The organism is Stenotrophomonas sp. GD03819, assembly GCF_029841665.1.
Taxonomy (GTDB): domain Bacteria; phylum Pseudomonadota; class Gammaproteobacteria; order Xanthomonadales; family Xanthomonadaceae; genus Stenotrophomonas; species Stenotrophomonas geniculata.
The window spans coordinates 1-17525 of the sequence record NZ_JAOCEW010000034.1 but is presented as its reverse complement, the minus strand read 5'-3'; the positions used below and the strand labels follow the sequence as shown (position 1 = coordinate 17525).

The following is a 17525-nucleotide window of genomic DNA, read 5'->3' as shown; positions in this document are numbered from 1 at the left end:
CAGAAGCGGGTTCCGTCCTAGATCCACGCTATGCGTGGATGGGGCGCGCACAGAAAACCCGGCGCGTGGCCGGGGTTTTCGATTCACTTGAACAGCGTGTCCGGGTATTCCGGTTTCTGTTCCCGCGCCAGCAGTGCGCGCAGGCCTTCTTCCGGCGTCTGCTCGCCGTGCAGCACGGCGCGCACGCGGTCGGAAATCGGCAGGTCGATGCCATGGCGGCGTGCCTGTCGCATCACTTCGTCGGCGGTCTGCACCGACTCGACAACCTGGCCGATTTCCCGCACGGCATCCTGCAGCGTCTGGCCACGGCCCAGGGCCAGGCCCAGGCGGCGGTTGCGCGACAGGTCGCCGGTGCAGGTCAGCACCAGATCGCCCAGGCCAGCCAGGCCCATCAGCGTTTCCGGCTTGGCGCCGATGGCAGCGGCCAGGCGCAGCATCTCGTTGAGGCCACGCGTGATCAGGCCGGCACGGGCGTTCAGGCCCAGCTGCATGCCATCGGCCACGCCGGTGGCAACGGCCAGCACGTTCTTCATCGCACCGCCCAGCTCGGCACCGACCATGTCGTCGCCGGTGTAGGCGCGGAACGCTGGGCCATGCATCGCTTCGGCCACCGTCTGCGCGAACTCGGGCACGTCGCCGTGCACGGTGATCGCGGTCGGCAGGCCCTGGGTCACTTCCTTGGCGAACGACGGGCCGGTGACCACGGCCAGCGGCACGTCCTCACCCAGCACTTCGCGCGCTACTTCATGCAGGAAGCGGCCCGAACCGGGCTCGAAGCCCTTGGTGGCCCAGGCCACGCCGGCACCGGCCGGGCGCAGCGGCGCCAGCGCACGCACGGTTTCACCGAAGGCGTGCGACGGGGTCACCACCAGGATCCAGGCCGCGCCCTCCACCGCCGACGCCAGGTCGGTGGTGGCACGCAGGCTGTCCGGCAACGGGATGCCCGGCAGGTAACGCGGGTTCTCGTGGCGCTGGTCGATGGCTTCGACCACGGCAGCGTCGCGCCCCCACAGCACGGTCGGGTGACCGTGCCGTGCGAGCAGGCTGGCCAGCGCGGTTCCCCAGGAACCGGCGCCAAGCACGGCGATCTTGTCAGCGGGAGTGCTCATCCGTGACGTCGCGGCAGGAATCAGGCGTTGCCAGCCGGCTCGGAGTCAGCCAGCGACGGTGCGTCGCCCTGCTCCTGGCGCTGGCGCAGGGTTTCTGCGTACAGGCCTTCGAAGTTGATCGGCTGCAGGAAGAACGGCGGGAAGCCGCCGGCCTGGATCAGGTCGCTGACCAGCTGGCGCACGTACGGGAACAGGATGTTCGGGCACTGGGTGCCGAGCAGCACGTCGATCGACTGCGGGTCCAGGCCGACCAGGCCGAACACGCCGGCCTGCTTCACTTCGGCCACGTAGGCGGTGCGCTCACCGGCCTGGCAGGTCAGGGTCACGGCCAGCACGACTTCGAAGGCGTTCTCACCCAGGCGCTGCACCTGCTGGTTCAGGTTCAGCTGCAGCTCCGGCTGCACCTGGTCATTGAAGATGGTCGGAGCGTTCGGCGACTCGAAGGAGACGTCCTTGACGTAGATCTTCTCGACGGTGAAAGCGGGGCCGGTGGCGGCATCGACCGGCGCAGCGGCGCCGTTGGTGATCTCTTCGGACATTTCCAGTAACTCCAATGAATGCAATGAAAACGATGGTCGAATTACTGCGATGGGGGCGGCATCAGGCCCATACAAGGCCGGATCCGCCACCTGCGGCAATCAGTTGCGGCCCTTGACCAGCGGCAGCTCGGCCTGCTGCCAGGCGGGAATGCCGCCGTCGAGCACGTAGACCTTCTCGAAACCGGCCTTCTTCAGCGCCTTGGCGGCGGTTTCCGAAGCGTTGCCGCTGCGGCACACCAGCACCACCGGCGACTGCTTGGCGTTGGCCACCAGCTTGTTGTCCGGGCCGAAGGCACTGGCCTGGGCGTTGCGGCTGCCGGCAATGTGGCCCTTCTCGAAGTCACCGCTGGCCGACAGGTCGACCACCACCGTGCCGCCCGCGTTCATCAGCTGGGTCAGTTCGGCGGGCTTGATGCCCTTGAAGCCCCGGAACAGGCGGCGGATCTCGGTGACGATGATGGCCACGGTCAGGCCGACCAGGGCCGCGGACAGCATCGGGTTTCGGCCTGCAAAGGCCAGCAACTCTTCGTAATTCACTCAGGTCACGGGTCGATTAAGCGGGCGCCGATTGTCGCACAAGCCGGACGCGGCCCGTCACTGCCCCTTCCACAGGTCCGGCAGGCCGGCCGTCTGCCACCAGCGCTTGGCCTCGGCATCCCAGCGCCAGCGCTCGACCACCACCACGGTGCGTTCGGCCTGGGTGTTCTGGTTGATCACCCCGATTTCGACCCGGCGCTCGACCAGGCCACCGTCCAGCGAGGCGCTGCTGCGCTCGCGGTAGGACGACACGCGCAGCTGCGCGTAGCGGTTGAGCTCGAACTCGGTGGGCGGCTTCTCCTTGCGCAGCTTGGGGTCCAGATAGCCGATCGCATCGTCCATGCTGCCCCAGCGGATGGTGGCGCCGTAGGCGATCTGGGTCTCTTCCAGCAGCTTGCGCTGCTTGCGGCTGAGGTCGTCGGCCGACGCCACGGCGCTGACCAGCAGCAGGGAACACATCAGGAACTGGATGAGGCGGCGCATCGGTGGTTTCCCCAGAACGTCAGCCTGCCATCCTACCCTTTGGCGAAGGCAACGAAGCGACCGCTGAACTCGGCGGCAGGCTTGCCATCGGCACCGGGCTGGGTGGCGATGATGCTGATGCGGGCCTTGCGGCGCTGCCGGAAGGTGTTCAGGAAAGCATCCCAGCCGGTAACCTCGGCCGCTTCGGCATGGGCGTGCAGGTCTTCGTAGACCGGCGCCAGGTAGCGCAGGTTGCTGTCGGCCACGTAGACCTCGGCATCGTGGCCGGCCAGGCGCAGGCGCAGGCTGACCAGCGCCCAGCCAGACAGGGTCAGCACCGAGGCCAGGCTGCCACCGAAGGCGTTGCCCTTGTCGTTGACGTTGGCGGCCAGCGGCGCGGTGATGCGCAGCACGCCATCGGCATAGCCGTCGAGCTGGATCTGCATGGCGCGGACCGCCGGCATGCAGTCCAGCACGTCCTGCAGGGCGGCCAGCGAGGAAGTCAGAGCATCAACGGACATCGGAGCAGAGACCACGACAACGAAGGGCCCGCATAATGCAGGCAATGGCCGACCATACGATACCCACTGGCGCCGCCGGTTCCGAGCCGGGCTGGACCTTCATTTCGCTGCGGCCGCAGGGCCAGAATTCCGCGCTGCGCCGCGCCGTTGCTGGGCTGGGCGGGCATGTGGTGGCCCTGCCGCCCTGGCGTCTGCAGCGCCTGAACGGCACGCCAGTGGTGCGTCAGCTGCAACGCACGCTGAACTGCGATCGGGTGGTGTTCACCAGCCCGGCCGCCGTTACTGCGGCCGCCACCCTGCTGCCACTGGCCGAAGCACAACGCAGCCCGTGGCTGACCGTGGGCGAAGGCACCGCGCGCGCGCTGCGGGCGCAGGGCGTCGCCGAGGTGCATGCACCGCAGCGGATGGACAGCGAGGGGCTGCTCGCGATGCCGGTGCTGGCCAATGTACAGGGCCTGTGCATCGGCCTGGTCACCGCCCCTGGCGGGCGCGGCCTGATTGCCGCGCAACTGCAGGCGGCGGGCGCCACGATCGAACGCGCCGACGTCTACCAGCGCCGATTGCTGCGCCTGCCGCCCCGCACATTGGCTCGATTGGCGCATTCAGCGCAGCCGTGGGTGCTGGCGGTCAGCAGTGGTGAGGCGTTGCTGCATTTCTGGCAGCAGCTTCCGCCGGCATTGCAGCAACGCTTTCAGGCGCTGGCCACCGTGGTCGTGGCCAGCGAACGGCTCGGCGAACAGGCGCACGCATTGGGGCTGCAACGCGTGGTGCGCGCGGCCGGGCCCACCACGGCACAACTGGTGGCCGCTGCACACGCCACGCTCACCGTCCCGGCAGCGACCTGAACAGGGACGTGGGTCACGCTTGCCGCTGTGGTCGGCAACAGTGATGCTGTGCACAACGCGGCCTGCCGGAACCTGACCGGCGACGTTGCCGACAAGGAAGCCCCATGAACGAGACTCCGCCCGTTTCCCCGCCCCGTCGACCTGTGCGCTGGCTGTTGCCGCTGGCCGGGGTGGTCGTGCTTGGCGTGGGCGGCTATGCCGGCTGGTACGTCTGGCAACAGCAACAGCACGAACAGGAAGCGCAGGCACAGACCACGGCCGTGCAGCTGCAGGGCCTGCAGGCGACGCTGGATGCATTGCGCCGCGACCAGCGCGCGACCAGCCAGCGCCTGCAGGATGCGGCGACCACCAACCGCGTGCTGCGCGACGAGATGCTGGGCCTTTCGCAGCGCAGTGCATTGCTGGAAGAGAACCTGGCCAAGCTGGCCGACAGCGCCAACCAGGGCCGCCAGGCGGTACAGCGCGATGAGGCCGAGCTGCTGTTGACCCAGGCGGCACAGCGACTGAACTACGCCGACGACGTGGAAGGCGCACGCCGCCTGTATGCACAGGCCGCCACCGCCTTGGCCGATCTGCCCGACAGCGACGGCCTGAATCTGCGCCAGGCCCTGGTGCAGGAGCGCGATGCACTGGATTCCCTTGGTGCCGGCCCGCGCGCGCAATCGCTGCAGCGCCTGGATAGCCTGGCCAAAGCCCTGCATGGCCTGCCCTCGCAGGTAACAGGCGACAGCGCGCCCGGCGCCGGCAAGACCTGGTGGCAGGCCACGCTGGCCCCGTTCGTGGACATCAGCCCCAGCCGCCAGAACGGTCCGCTGACCGCCGCCGAACGCCGCAATGCAGACGATGCACTGCAACTGGAACTGACCCTGGCGCGCGCCGCGATCGAACGTGGCGACCGCACCGGCCGCGATACTGCGCTGGCACGCGTGGAGCATTGGGCGCAGCGGCGCTGGCCGGATTCACCGGCCCTGCGCGCGCAACGTGCTGAACTGAAGGCCTTGCGCGAGCTTCCGCTGCAGGCCAGCAACGCTGTTCTTGGCAGCACCCTGCAGCAGCTGCGTACCCAGACCGACCGGAGGTAATCCCACATGAAACCCCTGCAATCCCTGGTCGTGCTGTTGCTGGCCGTGGCCATCGGCGTGGTTGCCGCGCAATGGCTCGGCGCCGATGACCTCAACCGCTTCGGCGAAGTGACCCTGCGCTACGGCGGCTACGACTACCACAGCAACCTGCCCAAGGTGGCGCTGCTGTCGGTGATCGCGGTGCTGGTACTGTGGCTGCTGTGGAGCCTGATCGCTGCACCGTTCCGCGCCTGGGGCCGCTACCGCCGCAAGCAGGGCCGGGTGCGCCTGATCGACGGCCTGCAGGCCTATGAGCACGGCCAGTGGCAGCGTGCCGAGAAGCTGCTGGACGGCGCCGCCAAGGATCCGGAAGTGAGCGCGGTGGCGCTGGCCAACGCCGTGCGCAGTGCGCAGGCGCGTGCCGACGGCCCCGCCGGTGAAGCGCTGCTGCAGCGCCTGGGCGAAAGCGATGCCACCCTGCAGGCGCTGCTGCGCGCCGAACAGCTGCTGGCGCGCGATCTGCCGGTGGATGCAATCAACGCATTGGACGTGGCGGCGATCCAGCCGCTGCCGCCGCGCGGCCTGTGGCTGCGCACCGAAGCACTGGCACAGGCCGGCCGCGCCCACGAGGCGTATGGCCAGCTGGGTGCACTGCGCCAGAGCAAGGTGCTGCCGGCCGACGCCAACAGCCAACTGGAAGCACGCCTGGCCGCACAGGCGCTGCTGGAAGCGGCCGACGTCAACGCGCTGGCCGCGCAGTGGGAAGCCACGCCGAAGGCGCTGCGCCCGACCCCGGACGTGGTCGGCGCGTATGCCAGCCGCGCGGTGGCCCTGAACTGGGACGAGCCGGCGCTGCTGGCGCTGGAACAGGCCCTGGACCATCGCTGGGACGACGAACTGGTGGCGCTGTATGGGCGCCTGCCGGCCGAGCGCCTGGCCACCCGCCAGAGCAACCTGGCGCGCTGGCGCAACGTGCATGACGAGTCGGCCGCGCTGCGCCTGGCACAGGGCCGCGTGGCCCTGGCCCAGCAGCAGTGGGATGCCGCCGATGCGTTCCTGCATGAGGCCATCGCCGCCGGCGCTGGTGCTCCTGCGTGGGAAGCACTGGGTGAGCTGTTCGCGCAGCGTGGCGAGCACGCGCTGGCCGCGCAATGCCTGGCCAATGCGCTGCGACTGCAGCGCGGCGAGGACAGCGTGGAGCTGGTGCGCGGCATTGAAGCACCTGCACGGGCCACGGTGGAAGAGCAGCCCATCACGGTGCAGCCGCCGGTGTATGACGCCAACGAAGAGCGCGACGAATTCGGTAATCCGCGGTTGCCGTAAGCATGGCTGAGGTGTGCCGACCAACGGTCGGCACCCACCGGAGCCACCAACGAAAACGCCGCCCATTGGGCGGCGTTTTCATGTGTGGAACCCGGTAGTCGCCAACCTTGGTTGGCGTGCGGTCGCAACAATCAGCGTTCGACGATCGCCACCACGCCCATGCCGCCGGCGGTGCAGATCGACACCAGCGCGCGGCCGCCGCCGCGTTCGGCCAGCTGCTTGGCGGCCGTCGCAATCACGCGGGCGCCGGTGGCAGCGAACGGGTGGCCGGTGGCCAGCGACGAACCCAGCAGGTTGATCTTGTCCGGGTCGATGCGGCCCATCGGTGCATCCAGGCCCAGGCGGTTGCGGCAGTAATCCTCGCTCTCCCACGCACGCAGGGTGCACAGCACCTGCGCGGCGAAGGCTTCGTGGATCTCGTAGATGTCGAAGTCCTGCAGGGTCAGGCCATTGCGCTTGAGCATCTCCGGCACAGCCACGGTCGGTGCCATCAGCAGGCCTTCACCATGCACGAAATCAACGGCCGAGACGTGGGCATCACGCAGGTACGCCTGCGGTTCGTGGCCGTGTGCGCGGGCCCATTCTTCGCTGGCCAGCAGCACCGCGGCAGCGCCATCGGTGAGCGGGGTGGAATTGGCTGCGGTCAGGGTGCCGCGGCCGGAGACCTTGTCGAAAGCCGGCTTCAGCGTGGCGAGCTTTTCCAGCGAGGTATCCGGGCGCAGGATGTTGTCGCGCTCGACGCCACGGAACGGTGCGATCAGGTCGTTGAAGAAGCCACGCTCATAGGCGGCAGCCAGCTTCTTGTGCGACGACACCGCCCACTCGTCCTGCGAGTCGCGCGAGATGTTCCATTCCTTGGCCATGTCCTCGCAATGGTCACCCATGCTCTTGCCGGTGCGCGGCTCGGCCACCCCCGGGAACTCGGGCTTCAGTTCGGAGAACTTGAAGCCGGCGGTGAGCGCACGGATCTTGTCGCCGGTGCTCTTGGCACGGTTGGCGGCCAGCAGGCGCGCGCGCAGCTTCTTGCCGTAGACGATCGGCACGTCGGAGGTGGTGTCCGAACCACCGCCGATGCCGGATTCGATCTGGCCCAGCGCGATCTTGTTGGCGACGGTGATGATGCTGTCCAGCGAAGTACCGCAGGCGCGCTGCAGGGTGATGCCCGGGGTCAGCGGCGACAGGCCGGAGGACAGCGTGGCTTCGCGGCCCAGGTTCCAGTCGCTGGAGTGCTTGATCACCGCACCCATCGCCACTTCACCCAGCTGCTGGCCGTGCAGGCCGAAACGTTCGACCAGCGCGCCCAGCGTACGGACCGACATGCCGAGGTTGCCGACATCCGAATACGCGGTGTTCTGGCGGCAGAACGGAATGCGGACGCCACCGAGGATGGCGACGGGACGAGCGTTGGGCATGGAGATACCTGGCATGGATGAGGGTGTCTGCAACATGGCCTGCACGACGGAGCAGGCATAATGGAGCCAAGTGTAGCTGCCGCCCTGTGATGGGCCAACCGTGGAACCATGAGCAAACCCGACCCCGCGATGAATGCCCTTGGCGTGCTGGCCCTGGAACTGGCCGGCGGCGAAATCCCCCGCCAGGCTGTGCTCAGCGCTGAACAGGCCGGTGAACTGGCCGAACGCGTCGGCCGCGACCTGGCCAAGCTGGTGCCGCAGGTCGCCGAGCTGGACCTGGTGTTCGCCGCCGCGCATTTCGACCCGGCCGAAGTGCTGCGCCCGGGCTGGCCGATCCATCGCCGGCTGGAAGAGCTGCAGATGCGTGCCCCGGGCCGCAACCAGGGCCCGCGCCTGCTGGCCTTCGGTACCGATGCCGAGGGTGACGTGCCACTGCCGTTCCAGGCCGATGCCACCCTGGTGGGTGGTGGCCTGCGCGTGGTGCCGTTCCTGCTGACCGGCAGCGATGTGGCCACCACCAACGCGGTCGCCGATGCGCTGGAAGAAACCTTGCTGGCCAACGGCATGGCGCATGCCGACACCGCGCTGATGGCGCAGAACACCTTCGGTGCCCGCATCGAGCACGCGCGCTATTTCACTGTGAACGACCTGGCCGCGATGATGTCGATGCAGTACGACAACCAGGGCCTGGCCGCGCTGTGGCCGCTGATCGAGACGGCGATCATGGCCCCGGGCGAGGACGAGTGGCTCAATGCCGCGCCCGAGCCGCTGCTGCGCTATACCCATGGCGAGGCACGCATGGCGCTGTTCGACCCGGCCGGCTGGTGCGCGCACTACAACCACGGCAAGAACGACTGCGACCGCCTGAAGGGCATCTACGAGCAGTTCCTGATGCGTCAGCGGCAGATGGCCGCGGTGCTGGAAGCGCACGGCGTGCCGGTGCTGTTCGTGCACTGCGAGGCCGGGCAGGACGCGCGCGAGCTGCTGGCGCGCTGACAGGAAGCGGGCGCCGCGTGTTGTAGAGCCGAGCGTGGGCTCGGCTCTACAGAAAGCGATGCAAAGAAAACGCCGGCTTGCGCCGGCGTTTTCCGTTCCCAGCAGGATCGCCCTTACGGGGCCTTCTGGATCACCGCACATGCCAGGCGCGCGCCGGCGTTGCCGGTCGGCTGGGTCTTGTAGTCGTCCGCGTCGGCGTGGACGATCAGGCCACGGCCGATGATGTCGAAGTCATCACCCTTGCCGATGTTGACGTTGCTCGACACCGGGCCGTCGATGGTGGCCACGCCCTTGTCGTCGGCCTTGATGTTGGGCATGTCGCCACCGTGGTGCGGATCAGCGGACACGCTGCCGTGATCCTGCTTGCCCGGGTTGAAGTGGCCACCGGCGCTCATGCCGTCCGGGGCGCTGCAGTCGCCCTTCTCGTGGATGTGGAAGCCGTGCTCGCTGCCCGGCTTCAGGCCGCTGATCTGGCCGGTCACGTGGACCTTGCCGTCAACCACCTTGAAGGTGACGCTGCCCTTGGTCTCGTTACCCTGGGTCGGTGCCAGTTCGGCGGTGGCGGTGGCATCGGTGGCCGCTGCAGCGGCCGGCGCCGGCGTTGCGGCCGGTTCGGTGGTGGCGCCGTCGGCCGGTGCGGCCGGCGGGGTTTCAGCCTGCGGCGCGGCCGGCTGCTGGTTGCAGGCCGCCAGGCCCAGTGCAGCAATGGCTGCGAACAGCGACGTGTGGATCAAACGCATGGAATCTCTCCCTGGATGATGCCTGCAGTGATCAGCGGACAACCCGGATCACGCCACAGGCGATGCGGACGCCGGCATTGCCGGCGGGCTGGCTGCGATAGTCGTCGGCGTTGGCATGCACGACCAGTGCACGTCCGGCGATATCGGTGGCGGCGCCTCCGCCAAGGGTAACGCCCTTGAGGTGGATATCGACGTTGGCGCGGCCCTGGGCGTCGGCACGCAGATTGTCCATGTCGCCCAGGTGGTGCTTGCCGGTGCCGGCGCGGCCATGCGCAGCGCCACCGGGATTGAAGTGATTGCCGGCACTGCTGGCATCCACCGCGCTGCAGTCGCCACGCTCATGGATGTGGAAGCCGGCCTGCTGCATCGGCTGCAGGCCACCGATCAGGCCGGTGATGTGGAGGCCACCGGGCTCCACCATCAGCGCGATGCGACCACTGACGATACTGGCCGAGGCCGGCGAGAGATTGGCCTCGGCCTGTTTCGCGGCGCTGACCACGGTCGGTGGTGGCGGGGTGGGCTCGGCCTTCTTCGGCGCGCTGCCACAGGCAGACAGCAGCACGGCGGCGGACAACGGCAGGATGGCAAAGGACAGACGCATCGAAGACTCCTTGCAGGTGACACTACGGACGGCATCGTCCATGAACGATCAACGGTTCGGCAAGCGGGCGCGAGGATCGCGTGCAGGGACCGTTCAATGGCCCCCGCGGCGGCGGCCAGCGCCCAGCTTGCGGGTAAGGGTATTGCGGCCCAGGCCCAGGCGGGCAGCGGCTTCGGCACGACGGCCATGGGTGATCTGGAGCGCGGCCTCCAGCAGGGCATGGTCGACCCGCTCACGCACCTGCGCGTGCAACCCTTCCACGCCTTCGGCCAGCTGACGGCGTGCCCATTCGGCCAGCAGCGCTTCCCACTGGCCGGGATCGGCACCGCTGGTGCTGCCGCGACGGCCGCGCGTGCGGTTCAGCGCGGTATCGACGTCGGCCACGCCGATGGTGTCGGCGGCGGCCAACGCCGCCATCCGCCAGCACACGTTTTCCAGTTCGCGCACGTTGCCCGGCCAGTCGTGTTCGCGCAGCGCCTGCAGTGCGGCAGCGGTCAGGCGCTTCGGCGGCGTATCCAGCTTGCGCGCGGCGGCGGCCAGGAAGGTGCTGGCCAGTTGCGCGATGTCCTCGCGGCGCTCACGCAGCGGCGGCAGCTGCAGGCGCACCACGTCCAGGCGGTGCAGCAGGTCGGCGCGGAACTTTCCCTGTGCAACCAGGCCTTCCAGATCCTGGTGGGTGGCGGCGACCACGCGCACATCGACGCGGATCAGCTCGCGGCCACCCACGCGGAAGAACTCGCCCTGCGCCAGCACGCGCAGCAGGCGCGTCTGCAGCGGCAGCGGCATGTCGCCGATCTCATCCAGGAACAGCGTGCCGCCGTCGGCCTGTTCGAAGCGGCCGATATGGCGGCGCTGCGCGCCGGTGAAGGCACCAGCCTCGTGGCCGAACAACTCGCTTTCCAGCAGCTCGGACGGGATTGCAGCGGTATTGAGCGCGACGAACGGCCCCTGCGCGCGCGGCGATTCGCGATGCAGCGCATTGGCCACCAGCTCCTTGCCGGTGCCGGTCTCGCCGGTAATCAGCACCGCCAGCGGCGCCTGCGCCAGGCGGCCGATGGCACGGAACAGCGCGCGCATCGGCGGGGTATCGCCCACCAGTTGCGGCGGTTGGTCGCTATGCGCTTCCGCCGCAGGTGTGGGCGCCGCCAGTGCCGGCGCAATTGCCGGCAGCACACGCTGTGCCAGCGCCACCGCGTCGTCCAGGTCGAACGGTTTGGACAGGAATTCATGCGCGCCACCACGGAACGCACCGGCCGTGCTTGCCACATCGGTATAGGCCGACATCACCACCACCGGCAGCTGCGGCAATGCGGCTTTCAGCTTGTCCAGCAGCACCAGGCCGTCGTCGCCGGGCATGCGCACGTCGGTGAACAGCAGCGCCGGCGGTGGGCCCTCGTTCAACGCCTGCAACGCGGGCGCAGCGCTGTCGAAATCGACGACCTGGTAGCCCGCCTCGCGCAGCGCGGTGCACAGCACGAAGCGCACGGCACGATCGTCATCGACCACCCAGATGCGCTGCGGGGACGAAGAAGACTCAGACATCGCGCGGGGCCTCCTCGGCCGGGGCGGTGCCACTGACGATCGGCAGCAGCAGGGTGAACACGGTATGGCCCGGGCGCGAGCGGTAGGTCAGCGTGCCGCGATGCTCGCGCGCCACCTGCTGGGCCAGCGCCAGGCCCAGGCCAGTGCCTTCGGCGCGGCCACTGACCAGCGGCAGGAACAGGTGCTCGGCCAGTTCCTCGGGTACACCACGGCCGTCGTCGGCAATTTCCAGGCGCAACGCCAGCGTGTGCAGCTGCTCGGCGATGCGCACGCCATGCTCCACGCGGGTACGCAGGGTGATGTTGCCGGCACCGGCCTGGATCGCGTTGCGCACCAGGTTCCACACCGCCTGGGTGAGGCGGTCGGCGTCGCCATGGAATTCGGGAATGCTGGGGTCGTAGTCGCGCTGCAGGCGTACCGCCCAGCCGGCCTCGTTCTCGGCCAGTCGCAGCACGCGCTCAAGCGCGGCATGGATGTTCAGTTCGGCATGCGGCGCGGCCGGGGCCGGCGACAGCAGCTGGTCGAGCAGGCCGTTGAGGCGCTCGATCTCCGAGCCGATCAGTTCGATCAGCTCGCGTTCGCTGGCATCGCGCTGGGCCGCGCGGCGGGCCAGCAGCTGGGCCGCGCCCTTCAGCCCGGCCAGCGGGTTGCGCAGCTCGTGGGCCAGCCCCTTCAGCGCTGCACTGAGCGCGCTGGGCAGGGCCTGGGTCGGGTCCAGCCCGGGGAATTCATCGACCGGATGCGCCTCCAGCAGCCAGCCGCCATCGTCGCGGCGGCTCATCCAGCCCTCGGCGAAGCGCGGGGCCTCGCCGGGCACCGCGAGCGCCAGCCGGTTCAGGCGCAGGCTGTCGCGTTCATCGCGGGCCAGGAAATGGGCCAGTGCCTCGCCCTGCACTTCCAGTGCGGCCAGCGGCCGACCCAACAGGCGCCGGACGCTGACGCCCAGCCAGCGGGCGAAAGCCGGATTGCAGCCGGCAATGCAGCCATCGGCCCCGGCCCAGGCCAGCGGCGTGCCGAGGGCATCAAGGGACGGCGGGGGTGCGGGGTCGGACATTGCACCAATGTAGTGCAAAACGTGGGTTCGGGGTCAGAGCCCTTTCCGCGAGGAAAGGGCTCTGACCCCTGCCGCAGGTCGAGCAGGCTCGACCACTACCGGGTGCGTGGCCGATTACAGCTTCATGTTCAGGCCGACGAACACGCTGCGGCCCGGGGCAGGCGAGAACATCGGGCGGGCGCTGTCCCAGAAGAAGCTGTCGTACCAGGCGTAGGCGTACTCGCGGCCGGTGACGTTCTTCAGCTGCAGGTCCACGCTCCAGCGCGGGTTGATCTGGTACGCGGCGCTGAGGTCGAGCACGGCGAAGCCTCCGAACTTGCCGGCCGCGTTGCGCTCTTCCAGGTAGTAATCGCCCTGTGCACGCGCCTGCAGGCCCAGCCGCAGCGCATCAGTGGCGCGGTAGTCCACGCCCAGATTGCTGATGTGGCGCGGGGTGGCGGCCACTTCGCGGCCCTGCAGGGAAACGCTGGCATCGCGGTCGTCGCGGGTGATCTTCGCTTCCTGGTAGGCGTGCGAGGCCCAGACCGTCCAGTCGTCGCCCATCTGCAGGCTCAGCTGCGCATCCACGCCGCGTCGGCGGGTCTTGCCCAAGGTGACCGTCGTACCGGTAGCCGGCATGTTGGATACCTCGTTCTCCGCATCCTGCTGCCACACCGCCAGGCGTGCCTGGCTGCCGGCAAACGGCTGGAATTTCAGGCCCAGCTCCGTGCCGGTGTTGGTGGACGGCTGCATCGGCGCCTGCCCCGGGGTGAGGTAGGCCGGTGCGGTGGAGCCGGTCAGTACCTGGAAGGTGCGGCCCCAGTTCGCGTAGACGTGGGTGGTCTGGCCCAGGCTGTGGATGACGCTCAGCTTGGGCTGGCCGATCGTGCCGTAGTCCTGCAGGCGGGCGCTGATCCCGCTCATCAGGTGCGTGCTACCACTGAAGCGGTCGATACGGTAGGCCGGCACGATCTTCCACGCCTCGCCGGGCTGGTAGATGGCCTGCACGTAGGCACCCCAGTTGTCGAAGCTGTGGCGGTCGTTGTTCTGCACGCGCGCCGGTGCCTGGCTGAAATCGGTGGGTTCGGCGTAGGCGTAGCGCTCGCGGAGGTAGCCGTTGTCCTGCTGCTCGTAGTTCAGGCCGCCTTCGACGGTAAGCGCGGGGCTGGCCTGCCAGGTGAGCGTGCTGAGCAGGCCGGTCTGGCGCTCATCCCACACGCGGCGCTGGCGCGGCAGGTTGCCGGTGGGCAGGTCGCTGAAGGTCACGCGGCGGTCGTCTTCGTAGCGGTTGTAGTACAGCCGCGTGCCGAAGGTGAGCGCGTCGGACAGCTTCAAGTCCACGTGCGCGGCGATCTGCCGCATGTCGCGGTCATCGCCATCGTTGCCGTTGCGCAGGTCGCTGCCACGACGATGCGTGCGCAGTTCGTCGGCCGTCATGAAGCCGGGTTCGTCCGCTTCGTGGTGGTAGGCGCGCGCGCTCAGGCCCACGCGCAGGCCGTTGTCCAGCGACCCGTAGAACCATTTGCCACCCAGCGAATACTTCTTCGAGGTGTCGTGGTCGCGGTACCCATCGCTGGCCTGGGTGCCGACGAAGTAGTTCTGCGCGAAGCCATTGCTTTCGCGGCCGATCGCCAGCTGCGCATCGCGGGTGTTGTAGCTGCCGTAGGCCAGCCGCGCATCGGTGTAGTTGCCGCCCTGGCGCGTACCGAAGTTCACGTTGCCGCCGATGTTGTGCAGGCCGTAGCGCGGGTCGTTGGTTCCGCGCACCACTTCGATGTAGCTGATCTCCAGCGGGAACAGCATGTCGATGAAGCGCTGGTTGCCGCTGTTGACGTTGCTGGGGATGCCGTCGATGAGGGTCTTGATGGCGTTGAGGTAGCCCTCGCCGTTGAAGGCGCGGAAGCTGACCTTGCCCGATTCGGCCCCCTGCCGGGTTTCGGTGAGCTGGATGCCGGGCATCTGCCCCAGCAGTTCCCAGCTGTGCGAGACGTTGCGGTCTTCGATCTGGTCCGCGCCCAGCACGTCCACCGAGGTCAGCACCTGGTGTGCGCTGAGCTGGCCTTCGCCATGCTGGTGCACCTGCACCTTGCCGAGGGTGAGCGCGGCATCGGCGGACTGTGCGAAAGCTTCAGGGGCGAACGGAGCGGCCGCGAGGGCGGCCACCAGCGTGGAGGTCTTCATGGGGGTGGAAGGGTGCGGATGAAATGTAATCATATAACATTTCACACGCCTGCCATGTAGAGTCGAGCCATGCTCGACGGCTCCTGGCAAACAGCAGTCGAGCATGGCTCGACTCTACACAGCGGGGTGGAGCGGTGCTTACACCGGGTAGCCGGTGGCTTCCCTGGCCTTCTTCCAGGCGCTTTCGAATTCGCGCGCGGAGATTTCGTCGTCCTCGTCGAAATCCAGGAACGACACCGGCTGGTCGGCCAGCAGGAAGCGGTCGTCGCTGTGGGCATGCTCGTCGGCCCAGACCATCTTGGTGCCGTAGATTTCCACCTGGCGCACGATCTTCTCGCCGCGTGCTTCCATCAGCACGTTGCCCTTGCCCAGGCCCGATTCGGCCCAGTGCTTGTAGTACTTCTTTGCGGCGGATTTCGCGCCGGATCTTGCGTTGTGCTTTGCGTAGGTCATTGCGGAGGTCCTGGCCGCAGACGCGGCCGGAAAGTTCGGAATGGTGCCATTATCGCCCGACCTTGCAGCACGCAGGTGAGCGCTTCATTGGGCCGGCGCCGGCAACGCCACGCCCTTCGGCCACAGCATCCAGATGTTGCCCTTCTGCTTCATGTCACCGGCCAGCTTGCCGGCGGCATCGCCGCTGCCCCAGTACAGGTCGGCGCGCACTTCACCGGCGATGGCACCGCCGGTGTCCTGCGCGGCCACCGGGCGCACCATCGGGCTGCCGTCCGGGCGCGTGGTGGACAGCCACAGCAGGCTGCCCAGCGGCACCACGGTGCGGTCCACTGCCACGCTGTAACCGGCGGTGAGCGGCACGTTCAGTGAACCGCGTGGACCTTCCGGGCTGTCCGGGTTGCGCACGAAAAACACGTAGCTGGGATTGCTGCGCAGCAGTTCCGGCACGCGTGCGGGATTGGCTCGGGCCCAGGTGCGGATGGCGTCCATGGTGACGTCTTCCTTCTTCAGCTGGCCCTGGTCCACCAGCCAGCGACCGATGGCGCGGTACGGGTGGCCATTCTGTTCTGCATAGGCCAGCCGCACCTGCGTGCCATCGCCCAGTCGCACCCGGCCGGATCCCTGGATCTGCAGCAGCTGCAGGTCCATCGGATCAGTCAGCCAGGCCAGCACCGGCGCCTTGGCGCCCTTGGCCGCGATGGTACCGGCGTCGTCATAGGGCTTGAGCACCTTGCCTTCGACGCGCCCGCGCAAACGCTTGCCCTTCAGTTCCGGGTAGAGGCTCTCCAGCTGCACCACCACCAGATCATCCGGCGTGCCGTACACCGGCACCGTGGCAGTGGCCGTGCGGGTGAGGCTGCCGGGATAGATCGGTTCGTAGTAGCCGGTAATGAGCCCGTCGGCCTGGTGGCCGCCGGCACGCAGTGCATAGACATACAAATCGCGCTGCAGGAACTGGCGGATCGCGGCCGGGTCCTTGTCCGCCACCGTCGCGGCGGTGGCGCAGGGTCTGGCCCAGACCGCATCGTTCTTCAGGCGGGTGCAGCTGCTGCGCCAGGCAACGAAGCCGGCCTGCAGATCGCTGTCGGAGACCGGCGGCAGTGCGCTCCATGCGACCTTGGCGTAGGTGGCCGCCGGCGGTGTGACGGCCGTCGGCACTTCGGATCCGGTGCGGGGGGCGGTGGTGGAGCAGCCGGCGAGCACGGCCGCTGCCAGCAGGATGCAGTGCTTGCGCTTGAAGAAGGTGGCGGAATCGATCATGCCGCCATGGTGGAGTGCCGGCCGCTGGGCGGCAACCCAGCGCGGGGTCAAGCGTTCATGCGCGGGGTCACGGCATCTGCAGCAACAGCGAATGCAGGATGCGGGCGTCCTCGGCATCCAGCGTCTTCGGCAGGTCGTCGCGGCCACGGAAACGGCGATGGAAGGCGGCGACGGTGGCCTCGCGGTTGTCCAGCGTATAGCCGAAGCGGGCCAGCGCATTCCACGCATCGAAGCCTTCGGGTGCGGCACCATCGGCGGCGCGCGGCCACGCCCCGAAGCCGGCTTCGGCCAGCTGCTGCCACGGGAAGAAGCGGCTCGGATCCTGCTTGCGCGTCGGTGCCAGGTCGGCGTGGGCGATCACCTGGCGCGGCGGAATGTTCAGGCGCGTGGTGAGGTCACGCAGCAGCACGATCAGCGATTCGATCTGCGCCGCACTGAACGGGCTGCGGCCATCGTTGTCGAGTTCGATGCCGATCGAGGCCGAATTGAGATCGGTGATGGTGCCCCAGCGTCCGGCCCCCGCATGCCAGGCGCGGCGCACATCGGCCACCAGCTGGTAGCGATGGCCATCGGCGCCGATCAGGTAGTGCGCGCTGACCGGTCCACCACTGTTGGCCGTGCGCAGCGTGTGCAGGCTCTGCTGCACCGATTTCTGCTCGGTGTGGTGGATGACGATGATGACCGGCGTGCGCGCGTTCTGGTTGGGCGACGGCACCCAGGTGGCGAGCGGGTTGTGCGTCTCCCGTGGCGCGGAGGCACAGGCGGCCAGCAACAGGCAGGCCGAGAGCATGAAGGCAGTGCGGATCGGGCGCATGGCCTGATTGTGCGTGATCAGGCGCGATGATGCATGCCGCCGTGCCATGCATGCCGCCGTGCCGAGAAAGCTTGGCACCCACCAGAGAGGATGCGG

At 68.5% G+C, this 17525-nt stretch carries 18 protein-coding genes; 4 read left to right on the top strand and 14 right to left on the bottom strand.

The window, feature by feature from the left end:
• Positions 1-83: 83 nt before the first annotated feature.
• The 5 genes from N5D45_RS17945 to N5D45_RS17925 form a co-directional block, all read right to left on the bottom strand.
• Entirely contained in the window at positions 84-1109 is a 1026-nt protein-coding gene (locus N5D45_RS17945; RefSeq protein ID WP_010487166.1) for an NAD(P)H-dependent glycerol-3-phosphate dehydrogenase, read from the bottom strand.
• A gap of 20 nt (positions 1110-1129) precedes the next feature.
• Positions 1130-1648, bottom strand: coding sequence for a protein-export chaperone SecB (gene secB / locus N5D45_RS17940; protein ID WP_004153553.1), 519 nt, complete (start codon positions 1646-1648; stop codon positions 1130-1132).
• A 99-nt stretch (positions 1649-1747) separates the two neighbouring features.
• Positions 1748-2185, bottom strand: coding sequence for a rhodanese-like domain-containing protein (locus N5D45_RS17935; RefSeq protein WP_004153552.1), 438 nt, complete (start codon positions 2183-2185; stop codon positions 1748-1750).
• 57 nt (positions 2186-2242) lie between these two features.
• Positions 2243-2668 carry a hypothetical protein gene (locus tag N5D45_RS17930; RefSeq protein WP_019338209.1) on the bottom strand — a complete coding sequence of 142 codons (426 nt, stop codon included), beginning with the start codon at positions 2666-2668 and terminating at the stop codon, positions 2243-2245.
• 32 nt (positions 2669-2700) lie between these two features.
• Positions 2701-3168 (bottom strand): YiiD C-terminal domain-containing protein, encoded by a 468-nt coding sequence (locus N5D45_RS17925; protein ID WP_043400743.1) that lies wholly within the window; start codon positions 3166-3168, stop codon positions 2701-2703.
• A 35-nt stretch (positions 3169-3203) separates the two neighbouring features.
• Between N5D45_RS17925 and N5D45_RS17920 the strand changes: the two genes are divergently transcribed.
• The 3 genes from N5D45_RS17920 (at position 3204) to N5D45_RS17910 (ending at position 6397) form a co-directional block, all read left to right on the top strand.
• A complete protein-coding gene (locus N5D45_RS17920; RefSeq protein ID WP_197656727.1) occupies positions 3204-4013 on the top strand; it encodes a uroporphyrinogen-III synthase in 810 nt (269 codons plus the stop codon).
• A gap of 104 nt (positions 4014-4117) precedes the next feature.
• Positions 4118-5095, top strand: a complete 978-nt coding sequence (locus N5D45_RS17915) for a uroporphyrinogen-III C-methyltransferase (RefSeq protein ID WP_197656726.1) — start codon at positions 4118-4120, stop codon at positions 5093-5095.
• A 6-nt stretch (positions 5096-5101) separates the two neighbouring features.
• Complete coding sequence (locus tag N5D45_RS17910; protein ID WP_197656725.1) at positions 5102-6397, top strand: heme biosynthesis HemY N-terminal domain-containing protein; 1296 nt, start codon at positions 5102-5104, stop codon at positions 6395-6397.
• A 131-nt stretch (positions 6398-6528) separates the two neighbouring features.
• Here the strand turns inward: N5D45_RS17910 and N5D45_RS17905 are convergent, their stop codons facing one another.
• On the bottom strand, positions 6529-7824 hold the full coding sequence (locus N5D45_RS17905) for an acetyl-CoA C-acetyltransferase (protein ID WP_029550824.1): 1296 nt from the start codon (positions 7822-7824) through the stop codon (positions 6529-6531).
• Positions 7825-7917: 93 nt separating this feature from the next.
• Here N5D45_RS17905 and N5D45_RS17900 point away from each other — a divergent pair, with 93 nt between their 5' ends.
• Positions 7918-8805 (top strand): hypothetical protein, encoded by an 888-nt coding sequence (locus tag N5D45_RS17900; protein ID WP_134959446.1) that lies wholly within the window; start codon positions 7918-7920, stop codon positions 8803-8805.
• 113 nt (positions 8806-8918) lie between these two features.
• Here the strand turns inward: N5D45_RS17900 and N5D45_RS17895 are convergent, their stop codons facing one another.
• From N5D45_RS17895 to N5D45_RS17860, 8 genes are all read right to left on the bottom strand, one after another.
• On the bottom strand, positions 8919-9545 hold the full coding sequence (locus tag N5D45_RS17895; RefSeq protein WP_019336498.1) for a superoxide dismutase family protein: 627 nt from the start codon (positions 9543-9545) through the stop codon (positions 8919-8921).
• A gap of 31 nt (positions 9546-9576) precedes the next feature.
• Positions 9577-10146 (bottom strand): superoxide dismutase family protein, encoded by a 570-nt coding sequence (locus N5D45_RS17890; protein WP_010487189.1) that lies wholly within the window; start codon positions 10144-10146, stop codon positions 9577-9579.
• A gap of 93 nt (positions 10147-10239) precedes the next feature.
• Positions 10240-11688: a nitrogen regulation protein NR(I) gene (gene ntrC / locus N5D45_RS17885; protein ID WP_043400755.1), complete on the bottom strand. Its 1449-nt coding sequence runs from the start codon at positions 11686-11688 to the stop codon at positions 10240-10242.
• Positions 11681-12742, bottom strand: coding sequence for an ATP-binding protein (locus N5D45_RS17880; protein ID WP_029380135.1), 1062 nt, complete (start codon positions 12740-12742; stop codon positions 11681-11683). Before N5D45_RS17880 ends, ntrC begins: the two co-directional genes overlap by 8 nt.
• 114 nt (positions 12743-12856) lie before the next feature.
• Positions 12857-14902 carry a TonB-dependent receptor gene (locus tag N5D45_RS17875; RefSeq protein ID WP_197656723.1) on the bottom strand — a complete coding sequence of 682 codons (2046 nt, stop codon included), beginning with the start codon at positions 14900-14902 and terminating at the stop codon, positions 12857-12859.
• A gap of 138 nt (positions 14903-15040) precedes the next feature.
• Positions 15041-15355 (bottom strand): hypothetical protein, encoded by a 315-nt coding sequence (locus N5D45_RS17870; RefSeq protein ID WP_008268793.1) that lies wholly within the window; start codon positions 15353-15355, stop codon positions 15041-15043.
• Between the two features lie 84 nt (positions 15356-15439).
• The gene (locus N5D45_RS17865) at positions 15440-16615 is read right to left on the bottom strand and encodes an MltA domain-containing protein (protein ID WP_057503445.1); all 1176 of its coding nucleotides are present in this window, start codon (positions 16613-16615) and stop codon (positions 15440-15442) included.
• Between the two features lie 67 nt (positions 16616-16682).
• Positions 16683-17429: an N-acetylmuramoyl-L-alanine amidase gene (locus N5D45_RS17860; protein ID WP_057503443.1), complete on the bottom strand. Its 747-nt coding sequence runs from the start codon at positions 17427-17429 to the stop codon at positions 16683-16685.
• Between the last annotated feature and the right edge of the window lie 96 nt (positions 17430-17525).